The following is a 16,581-nucleotide window of genomic DNA, read 5'->3' on the forward strand; positions in this document are numbered from 1 at the left end:
CAGCGGAATCGGCGGGACCTCAGGGCGGGGTCACCGTGCAGAAGTAGCCGCGCGGAAGCCCGCTGCCAGGAAAGCCTGGGCGGTGCGTCATGGCGGTGCGGCACTTGTGCATCGCATCATTTTAGACCGCGCCGCAGTCCACCATCAAGCAGCCTGCCGCTCCGGCTTTGCCGACCGCGGCGCTTCGCTTCGCGCGAGCCACAGCCCGCTTGCGACGATCAGCGCCGCGCCGCCCAGCGTCCATGCGTCGGGCGTGGCCCGCCAGAACAGCCAGTCGAGCACCAGCGCCCAGGCCAGGGCGCTGTATTCGAAGGGCGCGATGGCCGCGGCCTGGCCGTGGCGAAACGCCTCGGCAATGCACATCTGGCCCAGGAAGCCGCTGACGGCCAGGCCCCCGAGCACCCACAGCTGCGCGGACTGGATCGGCACCCATTGCGGCGCCGCCAACAGGCTGCCGCCCACGGCCATGCCCGCCGTGGTCCAGAAGACCAGCGCGGCGCTCGATTCGGTGCGGCTGATGAGCCGGCCCAGCATGTTCGACAGCGCATAGCAGACCGCGGCCGCGAGCACTGCGATCGCGCCCATCGACAGGAACGAACTCCGCTCGGGGCGCAGCGCGATCACCACGCCGACGAACCCCAGGCCGATCGCGACCCAGTGCCGCGGCTGGACCGACTCACCGAGCAGCGGCACCGCGATGAGCACCATCAAGAGCGGCGCGATGAAGCTCAGCGTGTAGGCCTGGGCCAGGCCGAGGGTCTTCAAGCCATAGACGAACAGCACCAGCATCGTCATGTTCAACGTGGCGCGCAGCAGGTGCAGGCGCCAGCGCAGCCGCCGGTTGAACACGCCCGCAGCCTCGCGCCGCCAGGCGATGTAGACGCACACCAGCGGCAACGCGGTCAGACCGCGCAGCGCCATCACCTGCACCGGCGGGTAGTGCCCCGAAAGGTTCTTGAGCAGTGCGTCCATGCAGGCGAAGAAGGCGCAGGCCAGCAGCATTGCGGCGATGCCGCGCAGGGTTCCGGTGGGGTGCAAGGTGGGGGGTGTCTCGCGGCAATGGGCCGGGGGAGGGGCCTCGTTCTGGAGAGCGAAGCATAGCTTTTGCGGGGAGATTTCGCCCGCTGACGGAAACCTGGACCCAGCTTCTCAACGCCTCGGTCGCCTGTCCGTGAAGACCGCACGTTGGGCATCGAACGCGCGCCGGTACGCCGGACGCGCCTCGGCGCGAGCGACGTAGGCCTCGAGGCTCGGGTATTCGGCGAGGATGCCGGTTCCTTCCAGCCGGCGCAGCACCAGCACCATCGTCAGGTCTCCGGCGCTGAACGCGCCGTCGAGCCACTCGGCGTCGCCGAGCCGGCGTGAAAGCTGATCCAGCCGGACCCGGACCCGGTCCTCGATGAGCGGCAGGCGCTCCGCGTACCAGTGCTTGTCGGCTTCGGCATAGGGCACCTGCTCACGTTCCACGATCGGCGGTTCGACGGTGTTGAGCGCTGCGAACATCCAGGCAATGGCGCGTGCACGGGCATCGACATCGTCCGGCAGCAGGCCGGCGTGCCGCTGCGCGATGTGGAGGATGATCGCGCCCGACTCGAACAGCACGAGATCGCCTTCTTCGTACGTCGGGATCTGCCCGAACGGATGCAGCGCGAGGTGCGGCGCCTGCTTCATCGCCTCGAACGAAACCAGGCGCACGGCGTAGGGCTGGCCCACTTCCTCGAAGGCCCAGCGCACGCGCATGTCGCGCGCCAGCCCCTGGCCCTCGTCGGGCGACGCTTCGAAGGCGGTGATGACGGGGATGGCCGGAGGGCGTCCGGCTGTCGGAGTGGTGGCGGGTTGGCTCATGCGCGGCTCCATGGCGAAGAGGGGGACAGGCATTCTCCCCCTCAGCGATGCCCGCAACGCTCATGACCTGCCTGATTCGCCACTCAGTGCCGCTCCGCCCCCGCCAGTGGATGCGCAGCCAGTTGCTGCGCCGCCAACTGCAGCAGCACCGGATCGATCACCGGTTCGCTCTTCGCCACCGCCCCCGGCGCACAGCGCCCGTAGGTGTCGTCGAAGCGCACGATGTCGTCCTCGCCGAGGTAGCCGCCGGTCTGTACCTCGATCACCTCGAGCATGGTCATGCCGGGGTTCTCCAGGCGGTGGATGGCGCCGAGCGGCAGGTAGATCGATTCGTTCTCGCGCACCAGGCTGACCTGGCCGTCGCAGGTGGCCTTGGCGGTGCCCTGCACCACGATCCAGTGCTCGGCGCGGTGGTGGTGCATCTGCAACGAGAGCTTGCAGCCCGGCTTCACGGTGATGCGCTTGACCTGGAAGCGCTCGCCCATGTCGAGCCGGTCGTAGGCGCCCCACGGTCGGACGACGCGGCGGTGTTCGGTGGCCTCGGCCTGGCCGTCGAGCGCGAGCATCTTCACCACTTCGCCCACGCGCTCGGCGCAATCGGCACTGGCCACGAGCACGGCGTCGGGGGTGTCGACGATGATGAGGTTCTCGGTGCCGAGCGCCACCACGGGGCGGTGCGGCGCATGGATGAAGGTGTCGCGCGAACCGATAGCGGTGGCCCGGCCGCTCAGGCGGTTGCCGGTGGCGCTGTCGGCCTCGTGCAGCTTGGCCACGGCGTTCCAACTGCCGACGTCGCTCCAGTTGCCGTTGAACTTGACGACGGCGATGTCGCGGTGCTTCTCCATCACGGCGTAGTCGATGCTCTCGCTGCGGCAGGCGGCGAAGGCCTGCGGGTCGAGCCGCTGGAAGCTGCCGTCGACCGAAACGGCGGCGGTCGCGCGCTCGCAGGCCTCGACGATGTCGGGCGCATGCGTGCGCAGTGCACCGAGCAGCGTGCCGGCGCGCGCCAGGAAGATGCCGGCGTTCCACCAATAGCCGCCATGCAGGATGAGCGACTCGGCCACGTCGGCCGAAGGCTTCTCCATGAAGCGCATCACGGCGCGGCCACAGCCATCGGGCAGTTCGGGGCCGGCCTCGATGTAGCCGTAGGCCGTGCTCGCAAAGCTCGGCGCAATGCCGAAGGTGACGATGCGGCCCGCGAGCGCGGCGCCGATGCCGCTGCGCACGGTGTCGGCGAAGAGCGCGCTGTCGGGAATGTGGTGGTCCGACGGCGCGAACAGCAGCAGGTCGTCGTCGTGCTCGGCGAGCAGCGCGGCAGCGGCGATGGCGGCCGCGGTGTTGCGCGCCACGGGCTCGAGGATCTGGCGGCCGGTGATGCCGGCGTTCTCGACGGCCTCGCGCACCAGGTAGCGGTGCTCCTCCGACGCGATGCAGGTGATGTTGCGATTGAGCCGGCCGAGCCGCTCGAGCGTGAGCTGCAACAGGCTCTTGCTGCCGATGAGCGGCGCAAACTGCTTGGGCAGCGCCTTGCGCGACAGCGGCCACAGGCGCGTGCCGTTGCCGCCGCACAGCACGACGGGGTGGATGACGGGATCCCCCGCGTTGTCGCTGAAGTGGAGGATGTCGGTGTTCATGTTCATGGAAATGTTCCTTGGAATGGCGCTCGTTCTCAGAGCTGGCCGGTGTGGGTGGCAAGGCTCACGGCCTGGGCGCGCGAATGCACGTGCAGCTTCTTGTAGATGTTCTTGATGTGGGCGTTGACGGTCTGCCCCGAGATGCCGAGTCGCAGGCTGATCTCCTTCGACACGCAGCCGCGCGCCACGCAGCGCAGCACCTCGCGTTCGCGCGCGGTCAGGGTGACTTCGCGCGTCGGCGTCTCGGGCGCGGGCGGCTCCTCGGTGCCTTGCAGGTTCATGCGCGACAGCAGGCGGCGCGTGAGCTTGGGCGTGATGACGGCGCCGCCGTTCACCACGTGCAGCACAGCCTGCGCGAAGCTCTGGAGCCAGGCGTGCTTGAGCAGGTAGCCGGTGGCGCCGAGCTCGAACGAATGGATCACGTGGGCATCGTCCTCGAGCGCCGAGATAACGATGATCTCGCAGTGCCGGTTGAGCTTGCGCGCTTCGCGGATCAGGTCGAAGCCAGAGCCGTCGCCGAGCCGCAGGTCGACCATGAGCACGTCGAACTGGTGGGTGGCGAGCAGCCGCCGCCCGTCGCGCACGCTGCCGGCCTGGGCTTCGAGCTGGATGCGCAGGTCCGAGAGCAGCTCCTGGGCGATCACGCGGCGCATGAATTCGTCGTCGTCGACCAGCAGCACGCGCACGGGCGCATCTTCCTGGCCCGTGAGGAAGTGCGGCCACAGCGGCTCGGGTGGTGGCACGACGCCACCCGGGTACATGGGCCGGCGCTCCTGCGCTCGGCTACCGTCGGGGCTGTCGGAAGAAAGAGGCACGGTATCGGGCATGTGATTTCCCTGTGGGATGGCGGTTGTACGGGTCGATCAGTCGGATCAGTCGGCGACGCAGCGCAGCAGCTCCTGCTCGAGCCGCAGCAGGATGGCGTTTCGGTCCAGCTCGGTTTCCGCGAACGCGCGCGCGGCGGCGCCCATGGCCTCGCGTTGCGGGCGCGACACCGCGAGCCGTGCAATGGCGTCGGCCAGCGCGTCGGCGTCGCCGGGCGGCACCACGAGGCCGCGGCCCGCGACCACGCGGCTCAGTTCGGTGCCTTCATGCGCGGTGACGATCACGGGCTTGCCGCTCGCGAGCATGCCCGCGAGCTTCGAGGGCATCACGAGGTCGGCGGCATCGGCGCGCTGCGGCAGCACGTGGATGTCGGCCATGCCGAGCAGTTCGTTGAGCCGATCGGCGGGCTGGAGATCGAGAAAATGAACGCGCGCCAGGTCGGCGCAGGCGGCCTTGAGCGGCTCACGGCTCGGCCCGTTGCCGCACAGCACGAAGTGGATGTGTGCCGCCGCCACCAGCCGGTGCGCCGCGTCGGCCAGCAGCTCGATGCCCTGCTTGTTGCCGAGGCTGCCCGCATAGAGCACGACGACGTCGTCGGCTGCGATGCCGAGCGCGGCGCGGTAGCCGTTCGGCGCCGGGACGCCATCGGCCGCCGAAGCGGCGGGCTGCGGAAAGATCGTGCGCACGTCCACCCAGTTGGGCAACAGCACGAGGCGGGTCTCGTCGATGCCCTTGCCGCGCGCCTTGTCGAGCATGGCGGCCGAGATGGTCGACACGCGATGGAAGCGCCCGAGCAGCCAGCGCTCGGCCGACAGCGCCAGGCGCCGCACGCGCGCGCCGCGCACCAGGCCCAGGTCGAAAGCGGCATCGACCTCGTAGTCCTGGATGTGCAGCCACGACTTGATGCCGAGCATGCGCGAGAAGAAAAGCACCGCCGGCGCGCACATGAGCGGCGGCTCCACGACGAAGACGATGTCGGGCTTCCAGCGGATCTGCCCGAACAGCAGCGGCACGCTCGACACCATGAACGACAGCAGATGCGCCAGCCTGGCCAGTGCGCGCGGCCGTGCGGGCACCCAGGTGGGCGCGCGCCACACGGTGATGCCGCCGCACTCGGTCTTGCTGTAGGCCCAGGCCCGATGCCCTTCGAATGGCACCCAGTGCGGAAAGAAGGGCGGCGACGCGATCACGCGCACCTCATGGCCCTTGGCGTGCAGCCACTGGGCCATCTCGCCCGAGTACTTGCCGATGCCGACGAGCTCGGGCGTGAAGTTCATCGAATACAGAAGGATTTTCACGGGGTCGATCTTTCGGGGGAGCCGCGGACCAGCCGCACGAACGGATAGAAGCCGAACTGCCGGCGCATGCGCACTTCATAGAGAACGAAGTCGGTCAGGCAGGCAATGAAGAACACGTAGTGCGGCTTGGTGGGGTAGAGCGGCACCACCACCGCGTACGACGCCAGCCGCAGCAGCACCTCGAGCAAGGCCCAGCGCCCGAGCGCGCCCATCGGCGTCTTCAGCGCGAGCTGCATCTCGTGGTGGATGGTGTAGGTGCGCAGCAGGAAGTAGGGCGCAATGCAGAGGAAGATCTCGAGCGCCTCGCCACCCATCTTCAGGAGCGGCGCGGCCAGCGTGATGACCACGGCGAGCCCGGCAAAGAGCACCGCACCGAGCAGCAGCGACTGCTTCGCGAGCTGCAGCGTCGAAGCCTCGTGGCTGCCACCCTCGACGCCCAGCATGGCGCGCGTGCGGGTGTACAGAAAGGCCTGTACGAACTGCGAGGGCGCCTCGGCCAGCAGGAACGCGATTTTGAACGCGCCCACATAGCCGAGCGGCATGAAGAACGCGACCACCAGCAGGTCGGACTTGCGCAGCAGGAACATCAGCAGCGAATAGCCGGTGGCGCGCGCCTGCGCAGGCAGCGCAAGCGCCGCGGGCCCGGCGGGCGGCCCCTCGGCCCAACCGGTGCGCAGGCTGGCCGCGCCCACGAGCAGCAGCGCCACCAGGTTGACGAGCAGTAGGTGCGATGCGCTGATGCCCACGCCCAGTGCCGCGAGCGCGGCGACGCCGATCAGCAGCACGGTCGCGCGGATGCCGGCTTCGAGGTTCAGCAACCCCGCATAGCCCATGCCCCGGCTGAACGACAGCCGCAGGCTGATGACCGAGAACAGCGCGAGCGTGACGGCCAGCAATGCGAAGGGCGCGCCCATCACCGGCAGGTGCTGCAGCGCGAGGATGCCCGCGACCAGCAGGATGCCCGCCGGCAGCCCGATCGCGAGCGTGCGCCCGATGTCGCCGCTCTGCACACCGGGCGGCACGTGTGCGGCTTCGCGCGAGAACAGCAGCGAGCTGCCGAGCGTGGCCATGACCATCGCCACCTCGAGCACCGACTGGTAGATCGAGTAGGCGCCGAACTCCGCCGGCGGCACATAGGCCGCCATGGCGAACAGCGCGACGAAGCCCGCGAGGTACACGTACAGCCGCGAAGCCAGCGCGCCCAGCCCGCGAAGCCCGGCACCGGGCGCGGCACCGAAGCCGGCCAGTCCGATCGCGCGGTGCAGGAGCGGGCTCGTCATTTCGACACGCGGGCGTCGGCCAGGAGGCCGGCGTCCACAGCGCGCCGCGAGCGCAGACCGAAGACGAAGGCGAAGTTCTTGGCGCGGCGCGCGAAATGCAGCGCATAGGTCAGCAGCGCCACCATGCCGGTGCGGCCTTCGAGCGCATGCGCCATCGCCATCTTGGCGCTGCCCTGAAAGTGCAGCGCCAGCACGTCGATCATTTCGCCAGTGGGCTTGACCACGCGCGGCAGCCCGTCGATGTGCACGATGCGCTTGGCCCCGCCGCGCACCTCGAATTCGTTCGGATGCAGGTTGTGGCCGCCATTGATGTTGTGATCGATCACGCGCCCACCGAACACGCGATTGATGGGCTCGAAGTTTCCGCTTGCCTGCGCCCACAGATGCAGCAGCGTCATGTCCGAGACGCCGCCGCGCACACCGCGCGCGCCGAAGCGCGCCGCGATCGCGCGCAGCTTGCGGCGCCCCGAGGGCGTGGCGTAGGTGTTGAGCACGAAGGCCAGAAAGCGGCGCAGGCCGATGGCCGTCCAGTAGCTCACATGCGGCGAGACCTGGCAGGGGTCCCAGCCGGCCGGTGGGCGCATGTACGAGCCCGAGAAATCGGCCTTGCCAGCCACGCGGCGGATGTGCGCACCGATGCCGCGGAACAGCAGCACGTCGCTGTCGATCAGCACGAACTCGCGGCAGTCGGGGTTGGCGTCGAGAAAATTGGCCAGCAGGAAATAGCGCCGAAAGCAGATCTTCTCGAACTCTGGCGGGTTGCTCGACAAGTGGACGTAGCTGCTGCACAGGCGCTCGTAGGCGGGCCCGGCGTCGGTGCCCGAAAGCACCACAAGCGGCTCTTGCGCCCGCGCGGCGGATTCGCGGCACAGTTGCAGCGTCTTGTTCTGGCGGTCTTCCACCACGACGAAGACCAGGGGCGTGTTGTTCATGTTCATGGAATGGGTCGATCGGAGTTGGCTGGTTTCAGGGCCGGGTGGGTGCGGTCGCGCTGCGCACCAGGGCGACGTGCGCGGGCAACAGGCGCAGTCCGTTGTCGAGCGGCAGGTCGAGCGTGAAGAGGCCACCGCGCGCCCGAGCGTCGGCGATCCAGCCGCGCAGCTGGTCGGCCGAGAAGCGCGGCGCGGTGGTCTGGCCCCACGAGGCGCCCAGCGGCGTGAGCAGGTGGAAGACCAGGTTCGAGGGCCGTTCGGCCAGGGTTGCCGACAGCGACGTCGGCGGGGGCGGCTGCATGAACTCGCCCGCCATCAGGTTCTGGCACGGTGCGGCGCGTGCGCTGAAGCGCGCCGGGCCCTCGCCCGCATTGAAAGCCAGCCAACGGTTCGCGCCGCCGCCGCTCTTTGCCGCGGCGCAGAGCGCGTTCCAGCTTTCGGGCGACATGCCCTGCGTGTTGTAGGTGCCGTCGAACCACCAGCCGCGGGCAAGCGGCCCGTAGTGTTCCGACCAGTAGCGGATCACCGCACTCCAGGCGGCCGTGAAGCGCGCGGGCGGCGGCTGCTGCTCCGACACGTCGCCCAGGCACGCCATCAGGTACGGGTCGGCTTGCGGCGCGCGGAACGGCAAGTAAAGCACCAGCCCGATGCCGCGGCGTTCGAGCGCGCGGCCGATCTCGAGCGGCAGGTCGCGCGGCGGGCGGTGCCGCGCGCTCTCGGGGCAGAGCGCCTCGAGTGCGGCATTGGGGGCGATGAACTGGCCGTTGTTCTGGCCGAGCGTGAGCACCAGGTACGAGGCGCGCATGCCCGCAAGCGCGGCGGCCAGCGCCTCGACGTCGAAGCGCGCGACGTCGGCCACGGTCTGCTTGTCGGGCAGGTAGTGAATCATCACGCCGAAGCCGGGCACGGGTGCCTCCTGCGGCTGGGCGATGGCGAGTGCCGGCGCGGCGCCGAGCAGCGCCGTCGCCGCGAGCCGCCGGACCGCGCGCAGGGCTTGTTTCTTCTTCATCATCTTCATGGCAGCGCTCCCGCGAGCACAGCCGGCTCGCGTTGCTTGAGCGTGAGGTAGCGCCCCGCCACCGCGCCCGGCGTGCAGGCCTCGGCCAGCGACCAGGGCCGCTTCGTCGCCCGGTGTGTGGCCAGGTAGTGGCCGAGCGCATTGAGGTCGCAGGCTTCGTCGTCGACGAGGAACGCGTAGCCGCCGAACAGCTCGCGGTGCACCGGTATGTTCGACAGAACCAACGGCACGCCAAGCGTCGCGGCCTCGGCAGCTGACAGGTTGAAGCCCTCGAAGGTCGACAGCGAGATGAACGCCGCCGCCCCGCCATACAGGCGGATCAGTTCGTCGCGCGAGACCAGGCCGCGGTGCCGGATGCAGGCGCGGAGGGCCGGATCGAGGCCCGCCACCATGCGCTTCACCTCGGCCGCGCCGTTGCCGGTGATGTCGAGGAAATCGACCATGCCTTCGCGCTTCATGCGCGTGAACAACGCCAGCGTGCCGCTGAAGTTCTTGTGCGGGTAGTAGTGATAGGCGGCGATCAGGTAACGCTCGCCGGGCGCGGCCCCGGCCGCGGCATCCGGTGCGGGTGCCTGCACCGCGTCCACGGGATTGAAGATCACCGTGGCATGCCGGCAGCGCGGAAAGTGGCGCTCGAAATCCTCCTGGCTGCTCTGGCTGATGAAGACCACGTGGGCCTGGCTGCGCGCCGCGCGGCGCAGGCTCCAGTCGAGCCACAGCCGCTTGGCGGCGCTGAAATACTGCGGGTACGACTTGTACTGCAGGTCGTGCACGATCACGATCGAATCGCGGTGCCGCCCGAACGGCGAAAACGGAAGGAAGTAGTTCGGGAACAGCGAGAGCATCCGCTCGCCCGTGGCCAGCATGCGCAGGCGGTGGTAGTTGTAGATCAGCGTCTCGAGCAGGAAGCGGCTGAACCCGACGCGCCGCGCCGCGGCAAAGAGCCGCGGATGCCGCTCGCTGACGGGCACGATGCGGTCGCCTTCGGAAAGCTGCATGCCGCGCAGCAGCAGGTCCGACACGTTCAGCACGCCGCCCGCGCCACGGTTCAGGCGGATGGTGTCGTAGAAGAGGTAGCTCGCCATGGCGGTATCAGGCCGTGCCGGCCGGCGCCAGCGTTGCGATGCGGCGATGCCGCCCGGCAGCGGCGCGCGCGCTCAGCACGCCCGCGAGCACCGCGGCGATCACGCCCGAGGCAGCGAACGGACCCCAGCCGAGGATCGGCCCACGCAAGAACGGCACGTACGCCGCGATCAGCACCAGCGCCACCAGGTAGCTGCCCGTCACCGCGACCGGCCGGTCGACGAGCCTGTCGGCCACGCGAGCAGCGGCCGAGATAGCAAGCCCGAGCAGCACCGGCCCCAGCAAACCGAAGTCGAAGTACGCCGTCGTGAAGGGCGGCAGCGAGAGATTGGCCTGCGAGAAGTTGTTCAGGATCGACGGCCAGCCCAGCGGATCGAAGTCGGGGAACATCTTCAGGTCGCGCGGCAGGAAGAACGAGAACGCCGACAGCAGGTAGCGTCCCATGCCGAGGTCGGGCGAGGGCGCGCGCTCGATGATGCCGGCCACGATGAACATCGCGTCGAAGTCGGGGCTGAACGGAAAGGCCGTGAGCGCCTCGTCCCAATAGCTGCCGCGCGAGATGAAATTCAGCACCGGGCCCAGGCCCGCGATGGTGCCGAAGACGAGCACCGGCAGCACCCAGCGCCGCCGCTGGCTGAAGACATGGATGGCGAGCGGCAGCAGCCCGATGAGCAAAATCTGCCGCGGCGTGTTGACGGGGTTGGCCGCCAGCGCCGCCAGCGCGAAGGCCACGCCTGCGGTGCTCCAGGCCCAGACCGTGCGGCGTTGCAGGGCATGCATCGCGAGTGCCACGAAGCACATCGCCACCATGAGCTTCGGCACCGTCGAAAAGACGATGTAGTCGACCGGCTGGTTGATCTCTACGGGGATGATGCCGCGCGCGACGAAGTTGAGGTCGGGCCGGACGAACAGCGCCGCGAACGCCGCGAGCGCGCCGCCCAGCAGCAGCACGATGGGCGTTGCCGAGCGCAGCGGCTGCAGCCCCGCCGCGGGCACCGGTCGCGCCGGTCGTGCGGGCGGGGCCGGCATGCCGAGGCGCGCCGCCTCGATGCCTGCCATGTAGAGCAACAGCAGCAGCAGCGCCTGGCGGTGCGCTTCGGTGCCGAGGAGCCCGGTGTCCCAGAATGCCACGTCGGCGGCGATCTGCAGCGCCGGCGCGAGCGAGAAGTAGGTGAGCACCGTGGTGTAGTGGATCAGCAGGAACATGCTCGCGCCGGGCGCGGCAAGCATCGCGATCTGCACCAGCGCCAGTGCGCAGATGGCCGCATAGCCCCAGGCCGGGTCTGCCCAGCCGCAGACGAAGGCCGCGGCAATGCCGAACCAGAAGCAGAGTGTTCTCATATGAGCCTCTTCGAAACGTGTCGGTGGTGTCCGCGGATCAGGCGTGCGCCACTTCCTCGATGGGGCGCAGCGCGCGCTGGTAGTCGATGTAGGTGCGGCGCAGGCCCTCGGCCAGCGGCACCGTGGCGCGCCAGCCGAGCGAGGCGGCGCACGCCACGTCGAGCAGCTTGCGCGGGGCGCCGTCGGGCTGCGACGTGTCGAAGCGGATGCGGCCGCGGTAGCCCACCACCTCGCCGATCAGCGCCGCGAGATCGGCGATGGTCAGGTCCTCGCCGGTGCCGAGGTTGATGTGCGCGCACGTCGGGGTCGTGTGCTGCGCATAGGTCTCGCGCGAAAGCCCCATCACCGTGATGCAACCCTCGGCCATGTCGTCGACGAAGAGGAACTCGCGTCGTGCCCGGCCCGTGCCCCAGATCAGCACCTCGGGCGCGTTGGTGGTCTTGGCCAGGTGGAAGCGACGGATCAGCGCGGGCACCACATGGCTGTTCTCGATGTGGTAGTTGTCGCCCGGGCCGTAGAGATTGGTGGGCATCACGCTGCGGTAGTCGATGCCGTGCGAGGCGCCGTACTGCCGGTTGTAGCTTTCACACAGCTTGATGCCCGCGATCTTGGCGATCGCATAGGGCTCGTTCGTCGGCTCGAGCTTTCCGCCTAGCAGCGCGTTCTCGTGGATGGGCTGGTCGGCAAGCCTCGGGTAGATGCAGCTCGAGCCGAGGAACAGGAGACGCCTGACGTTCGCAAGGAACGCCTGGTGCGTGACATTGGCGGCGATCAGCAGGTTCTGGTAGATGAACTCCGCCGGGTAGGTCATGTTGGCGTGGATGCCGCCGACCTTCGCCGCCGCGAGGTAGACCTGGTCGATGCGTTCCGTGGCGAAAAACCGCCGCACGGCGTCCTGGTCGAGGAGATCGAGCTCCTCGTGGCTGCGCGTGACGAGCTCATGCCCGAGATCCAGCAGGCGCTTCACGAGCGCCTGTCCCACCATGCCGCGATGACCAGCAACGTAGATACGCATATGCACTTTCGGTTGAGGTTGGTTGAAAGAGGAGACGAATAAAACAAGAAAGGGCGGGATGGCGCGTCAGCGCGACCCCTGCGCGCCGGCCACCACCGCGAAGGTCTTCAGCAGGATCGCGATGTCCTGGCGCACCGACAGCGTCGCGACGTAGTCGGCGTCCATGGCCGCGCGGCGCCGGTAGCTGACCTCGTTGCGCCCGCTGACCTGCCAGAGCCCCGTGATGCCGGGCCGCACCGCGCAGTAGCTGCTCCAGTAGCTGCCGTAGAGCACCTTCTGCGCGAACATGCAGGGCCTGGGGCCGACCATGCTCATGTCGCCCTTGAGCACGTTCCAGAACTGCGGCAGCTCGTCGAGGCTGTACTTGCGCAGGAAGGCGCCGAAGCGCGTGATGCGCGGATCGGGATCGAGCTTCTGGTACTTGTCCCATTGCCGGCGCGCCTCTTGGTTCTCGCGCAGGTGCCGCGCCAGCACCGCGTCGGCATCCGGCGCCATCGAGCGGAACTTGTAGAAGCTGAAGATCCGGCCGTCGCGGCCGTAGCGCGGCTGCTTGTAGATCCCGGGCCGGCCCGAGGTCAGCAGCACGCCGAGCCAGATCAGCGCATAGGCCCACCCGAGCACGAGGAAGAAGGTGCTGGCCAGCACGATGTCCATGCCGCGCTTGGTGGCCAGGAGCAGCCGCGAGCTGCCCGCGGGACGCGCCCGCGCGGTCGAGCGCAGGGTGTTCACGCGGCACCTCCCGAGGTGGCGGGAGGCGGCAGCTCGGGGGCGACGCCCGGATAGGTGTGTGTGCGCTGCCGGTAGGCGCCGTAGCGGTAGGCCAGGCTGCCGTAGTAGCGCCGGCGCGTGTCGAGCGCGTTCAGCACCACGCCCTGGAAGTGTGCGCCGGCGTGGCGCAGCTGCTTGGCAGTTTCGGTCAGGTCGCCGATCTCGTTGTCGCCGGCGCGCGCCACCAGCAGGAGCGTGCCCATGCAGGTGGCCATCTCGGCCGACTCCGACGCGAGCAGCGCAGGCGGCGTGTCGACGATCACCACGTCGTAGTTCGCCGACGCCTTCTCGAGCACGCGCGAGAAGGCATCGCTCGTGAGCAGGCCCGTCGGGTCGGCGGGCAGCGCGCCGGTGGTCATCACGTCCAGGTGCGGCAGGACGCCCTTGTGGACCGCATGGTCGAGATCGAGGCTGCCCTGGATCAGCTCCGACAGGCCGCCCTTGCGCTTGAGCCCGAAGCGTGGTGCGAGGCTGCTGCGCCGCAGGTCGGCGTCGATCAGCAGCACGCGTCGGCCGGTCGACGCTAGCAGCGCCGCGAGGTTGGCCGACACGAAGGTCTTGCCCGCGCCCGGCGTGGGGCTCGAGATCATGATGCGGTTGTTGGGTGCGCGCGGCACCGCGAACTTGAGCGCGGTCCGCAGCCGCCGCAGCCCCTCGAGCGCGGGGTCGTCGGGGTGCTGCAGCGCGAGCAGGTGAACGCCGGCCTTGCCGTGGCGAATGTCGCTGTCGATCTGGCGCTGCCGCGTGCTCAGCGGCACGGTGCTGTAGACGTCGAGGCCGGTGTGCGCCTCGATCTCGGCCGGGCTCGCGATGGTCGTGCGCCACGATCTGCGCAGGAAGGTGGCCGCGGCGCCGGCGAAAAGGCCCGCGAGCAGCGCGAGCGCCATGGTGATCGCGGCCTTGGGCCGGATCTGCTTCTCGGGCAGCAGTGCCTGGTCGAGCACGCGCACGTTGCCGATGCGGCCTTCCTTGGCGAGCCGCATCTGCAGTGCGCTGTTCAGGAGCGACACGTAGAGGTCGGTGTTGACCTTGATGTCGCGCTGCATGCGCAGCGAATCCTGCTGCAACTGCGGCATGCGGCGGATGCGCTGCTCCACCCCGCCGAGCGCACGACGCAGCGTGTTGATCTGCGCGTCGAGGGTCACCACGGTCGGATCTCGGAAGGTGAAGCGCTCGGTCAGCTCATGCCGCTTCTGCGTGGCTTCGAGCAGTCGGGTCTGCAGGTCGGCGTTCTGCGCCAGCGCATTGCGCGCCTCGTCGTCGAGGCTGACCGTGCCGTTCTGGTTGCGGTAGCGGTTGTACGCCTCTTCGGATTCCTCGAGCTGCTGCTTCAGCTTGGGCAGCTCGGTGCCGAGGAAGTTGAGTGCGCGCTGCGCCTGGGCGGTCTTCTGGTCGATGTTGACGCGTACGTAGAGCCGCGCCACCTCGTTGAGGAGGTTGGTGAGCTGTGCCGGGTTGCCGCTCTGCCAGCTCACGTCCATGATCGAGGACTGCTTGCCCCGCTCGACCACGCGCAGGTCCTTCTGCAACTCGAGCAGCGTGAGCTGCGCCGACTCGCGCACCAGCTTGAACTCGGCCCCGGGCTGTGCCGAGATGGAGCCCACGAGAAGGCGCACCCGTCCGAGCGGGGTCTCGGCGTCGAGCGGTGTGCCGACCTTGCCGGCGAGCGGCTCGGCCAGCTTGGGGTGGCGCAGCGTGTAGGCGCCGTCGGCGTCCGCGGTCAGCGCAAAGCGGCTGCCTTCGAGATCGGCCGGCACGTCCATCTGCGCGACCACGATGCGCTCGTTGCCGCTGACATAGCCCGACATGCCCAGGAAGCCCGGCTCCGACAGCGACCTGGCGCGCCGCGCGAGCCACTGGCCGACCACCGGCACGTAGAGCGGCTCGGCCTCGATGTAGAGCTTGGTGTTTTCGATCGCCTGGCCCAGCACCAGCCGCGACTTGAGGATCTCGGCTTCGCCCGCGGTCGGCGTCTTGGCATTGAGCGCGCTGCTCGCAGAATCGCCGACCAGCGTGCCGCCGGAACGCTCGGGGTCCTCGACCTGGATCAGCACGTTCGATTCGTAAACGCGCGGACCGAACATGGTGTAGGCCGCGCCGAGCAGCAGCGCGACCAGCGTGATCTTCGCGATCTTCCAGCGGTTGTCGATCAGGAGGTCGACATGCTCCCGGAGCCGCGAGGGTGGCTGCTCGGCAGCGGCTGCCGCGGCCGCCGTCATCGCCGCATCGGGGGGAACGGGAACCAGGGGTTGCCAGTGCGCATTCATGGAGGTCACCTTTTTGTGTTGCCTTGACGGGGGAAGGGGCGGAGGGTGGCGCTTCAGCGCCGGCTGGCGGTGCCGCCGAGGTTCACGACCTGCGCAGCAGGAAGGATCAGGCTGATCACCCGGTTCCAGCGCACCAGCGGCACGGGGTCGATGTAGACCACGTCGCGCGCGCGCAGCTCGAAACGGTCGGCCAGCGCCAGCGCGATCGGGTTCTTGGCGTCGAGGTGATAGACCTCTGGCACGTCGGAGTTCGAGTTGCGCACCACGTAGATCTGGCCCGGCGAGGCGGTCAGCGCCTCGGGGCCGCCGGCATCGCCGAGCGCCTCGTTGAGGCTCAGGCGCCCGTTGCGCATCAAGAGCGCCGAGGGGTTGCGGATCTCGCCCATGACGTAGACGCGGCTGTCCTCGCGTGTGCCGACGTTCACGATGTCGCCGTTCTGCAGCGGGATGCGGCTCGCGTCGTAGCCGTAGCGTTGCAGCATCGGCAGGTCGATCACCATGGTGCGGTCGCCGCGCTTGAGCGTGACGCGCGAGCGGTCGCCGGTCGGCGTGGTGCTGCCGGCGCGGTTGATCGCCTCGGCCAGCGTCATCGGAATGTCGGTGAAGATCTGCAGGCCCGGCTGGCGGACCTCGCCCTCGACGTAGACGCGCCGGCCGCGGAACGACTGGATGCGCACGCTGACCAGCGGATCCTTCACGTACGGCGCGATGCGCTTCGTGATGAACTCGGCCGCGGTGCGCTCGGTCATGCCCGCGATCCTGGTGCGGCCGATGTAGGGAAAGCTGATCTCCCCCTCGCCGTCGACGATGAAGCCCGGCGCCACGCTCACGCCGGTCGGGTCCGACTGCTGCGAGATCACCGCACCAGCGTTGGGCATCAGCTCGGGGTGGCGGTACACCACGATGCCGATCACGTCGCCTGGGGCGATGGTGTAGCCCGGCGCCTTGCCGAACAGCTGCTGTACGTCGGCCGGCACGGCCTGCGGGTTCAGCGCGGCCTGGGCGCGCACCACGTCGGGCGTGATGGTGACGATCTTCGGCGCCACCAGCTGGCCGCTGCCGTCGCTGCGCGTCGTGGTCCAGCTGCCGCTGTCGGGCGAGCCGAAGCCCGGCGCGCCGCAGCCCGCCAGGGCCAGCGGCAGCAGGAGCACGGCGAGCGGTGCGAGCCGGCGCCGGATGCGCGCCGGCGCGGTTTCCCCGAAGGGGGCGGAGGCGGCGCATGCGCCGTGCGGGGAACGGGCGAGTTCGAGGTGTGCCATGGGGATGTCCTTGCTC

At 69.2% G+C, this 16,581-nt stretch carries 14 protein-coding genes; all 14 read right to left on the bottom strand.

Annotated elements, in window-relative coordinates; genetic code table 11:
- Nucleotides 1-144 precede the first annotated feature (144 nt).
- Nucleotides 145-1,038 carry a DMT family transporter gene (locus AC3A6R_RS09945; RefSeq protein WP_487861557.1) on the bottom strand — a complete coding sequence of 298 codons (894 nt, stop codon included), beginning with the start codon at nucleotides 1,036-1,038 and terminating at the stop codon, nucleotides 145-147.
- Nucleotides 1,039-1,149: 111 nt separating this feature from the next.
- Nucleotides 1,150-1,845: a glutathione S-transferase family protein gene (locus AC3A6R_RS09950; protein WP_487861556.1), complete on the bottom strand. Its 696-nt coding sequence runs from the start codon at nucleotides 1,843-1,845 to the stop codon at nucleotides 1,150-1,152.
- 83 nt (nucleotides 1,846-1,928) lie between these two features.
- On the bottom strand, nucleotides 1,929-3,485 hold the full coding sequence (locus tag AC3A6R_RS09955; protein ID WP_487861555.1) for a mannose-1-phosphate guanylyltransferase/mannose-6-phosphate isomerase: 1,557 nt from the start codon (nucleotides 3,483-3,485) through the stop codon (nucleotides 1,929-1,931).
- A 29-nt stretch (nucleotides 3,486-3,514) separates the two neighbouring features.
- Nucleotides 3,515-4,306: a LuxR C-terminal-related transcriptional regulator gene (locus AC3A6R_RS09960; RefSeq protein WP_487861554.1), complete on the bottom strand. Its 792-nt coding sequence runs from the start codon at nucleotides 4,304-4,306 to the stop codon at nucleotides 3,515-3,517.
- Between the two features lie 45 nt (nucleotides 4,307-4,351).
- Nucleotides 4,352-5,602, bottom strand: a complete 1,251-nt coding sequence (locus tag AC3A6R_RS09965) for a WcaI family glycosyltransferase (protein WP_487861553.1) — start codon at nucleotides 5,600-5,602, stop codon at nucleotides 4,352-4,354.
- Nucleotides 5,599-6,882 carry a lipopolysaccharide biosynthesis protein gene (locus AC3A6R_RS09970; RefSeq protein WP_487861552.1) on the bottom strand — a complete coding sequence of 428 codons (1,284 nt, stop codon included), beginning with the start codon at nucleotides 6,880-6,882 and terminating at the stop codon, nucleotides 5,599-5,601. The genes AC3A6R_RS09965 and AC3A6R_RS09970 overlap by 4 nt, the downstream gene beginning before the upstream one ends.
- Nucleotides 6,879-7,814: a hypothetical protein gene (locus tag AC3A6R_RS09975; RefSeq protein ID WP_487861551.1), complete on the bottom strand. Its 936-nt coding sequence runs from the start codon at nucleotides 7,812-7,814 to the stop codon at nucleotides 6,879-6,881. Before AC3A6R_RS09975 ends, AC3A6R_RS09970 begins: the two co-directional genes overlap by 4 nt.
- A 34-nt stretch (nucleotides 7,815-7,848) precedes the next feature.
- Nucleotides 7,849-8,832 carry a hypothetical protein gene (locus tag AC3A6R_RS09980; RefSeq protein WP_487861550.1) on the bottom strand — a complete coding sequence of 328 codons (984 nt, stop codon included), beginning with the start codon at nucleotides 8,830-8,832 and terminating at the stop codon, nucleotides 7,849-7,851.
- The gene (locus tag AC3A6R_RS09985; RefSeq protein ID WP_487861549.1) at nucleotides 8,829-9,917 is read right to left on the bottom strand and encodes a glycosyltransferase; all 1,089 of its coding nucleotides are present in this window, start codon (nucleotides 9,915-9,917) and stop codon (nucleotides 8,829-8,831) included. Before AC3A6R_RS09985 ends, AC3A6R_RS09980 begins: the two co-directional genes overlap by 4 nt.
- A gap of 7 nt (nucleotides 9,918-9,924) precedes the next feature.
- Nucleotides 9,925-11,256 (bottom strand): hypothetical protein, encoded by a 1,332-nt coding sequence (locus tag AC3A6R_RS09990; RefSeq protein WP_487861548.1) that lies wholly within the window; start codon nucleotides 11,254-11,256, stop codon nucleotides 9,925-9,927.
- Nucleotides 11,257-11,293: 37 nt separating this feature from the next.
- A complete protein-coding gene (locus AC3A6R_RS09995) occupies nucleotides 11,294-12,271 on the bottom strand; it encodes a GDP-L-fucose synthase family protein (protein WP_487861547.1) in 978 nt (325 codons plus the stop codon).
- A 66-nt stretch (nucleotides 12,272-12,337) separates the two neighbouring features.
- Nucleotides 12,338-13,000, bottom strand: coding sequence for a sugar transferase (locus tag AC3A6R_RS10000; protein WP_487861546.1), 663 nt, complete (start codon nucleotides 12,998-13,000; stop codon nucleotides 12,338-12,340).
- The gene (locus AC3A6R_RS10005) at nucleotides 12,997-15,306 is read right to left on the bottom strand and encodes a polysaccharide biosynthesis tyrosine autokinase (RefSeq protein WP_487861545.1); all 2,310 of its coding nucleotides are present in this window, start codon (nucleotides 15,304-15,306) and stop codon (nucleotides 12,997-12,999) included. The genes AC3A6R_RS10000 and AC3A6R_RS10005 overlap by 4 nt, the downstream gene beginning before the upstream one ends.
- Nucleotides 15,307-15,359: 53 nt before the next feature.
- Entirely contained in the window at nucleotides 15,360-16,565 is a 1,206-nt protein-coding gene (locus AC3A6R_RS10010) for a polysaccharide biosynthesis/export family protein (protein WP_487861544.1), read from the bottom strand.
- Nucleotides 16,566-16,581 lie beyond the last annotated feature (16 nt).

The sequence above is a fragment of the Variovorax sp. Soil_C_19 genome (genome assembly GCF_057657255.1).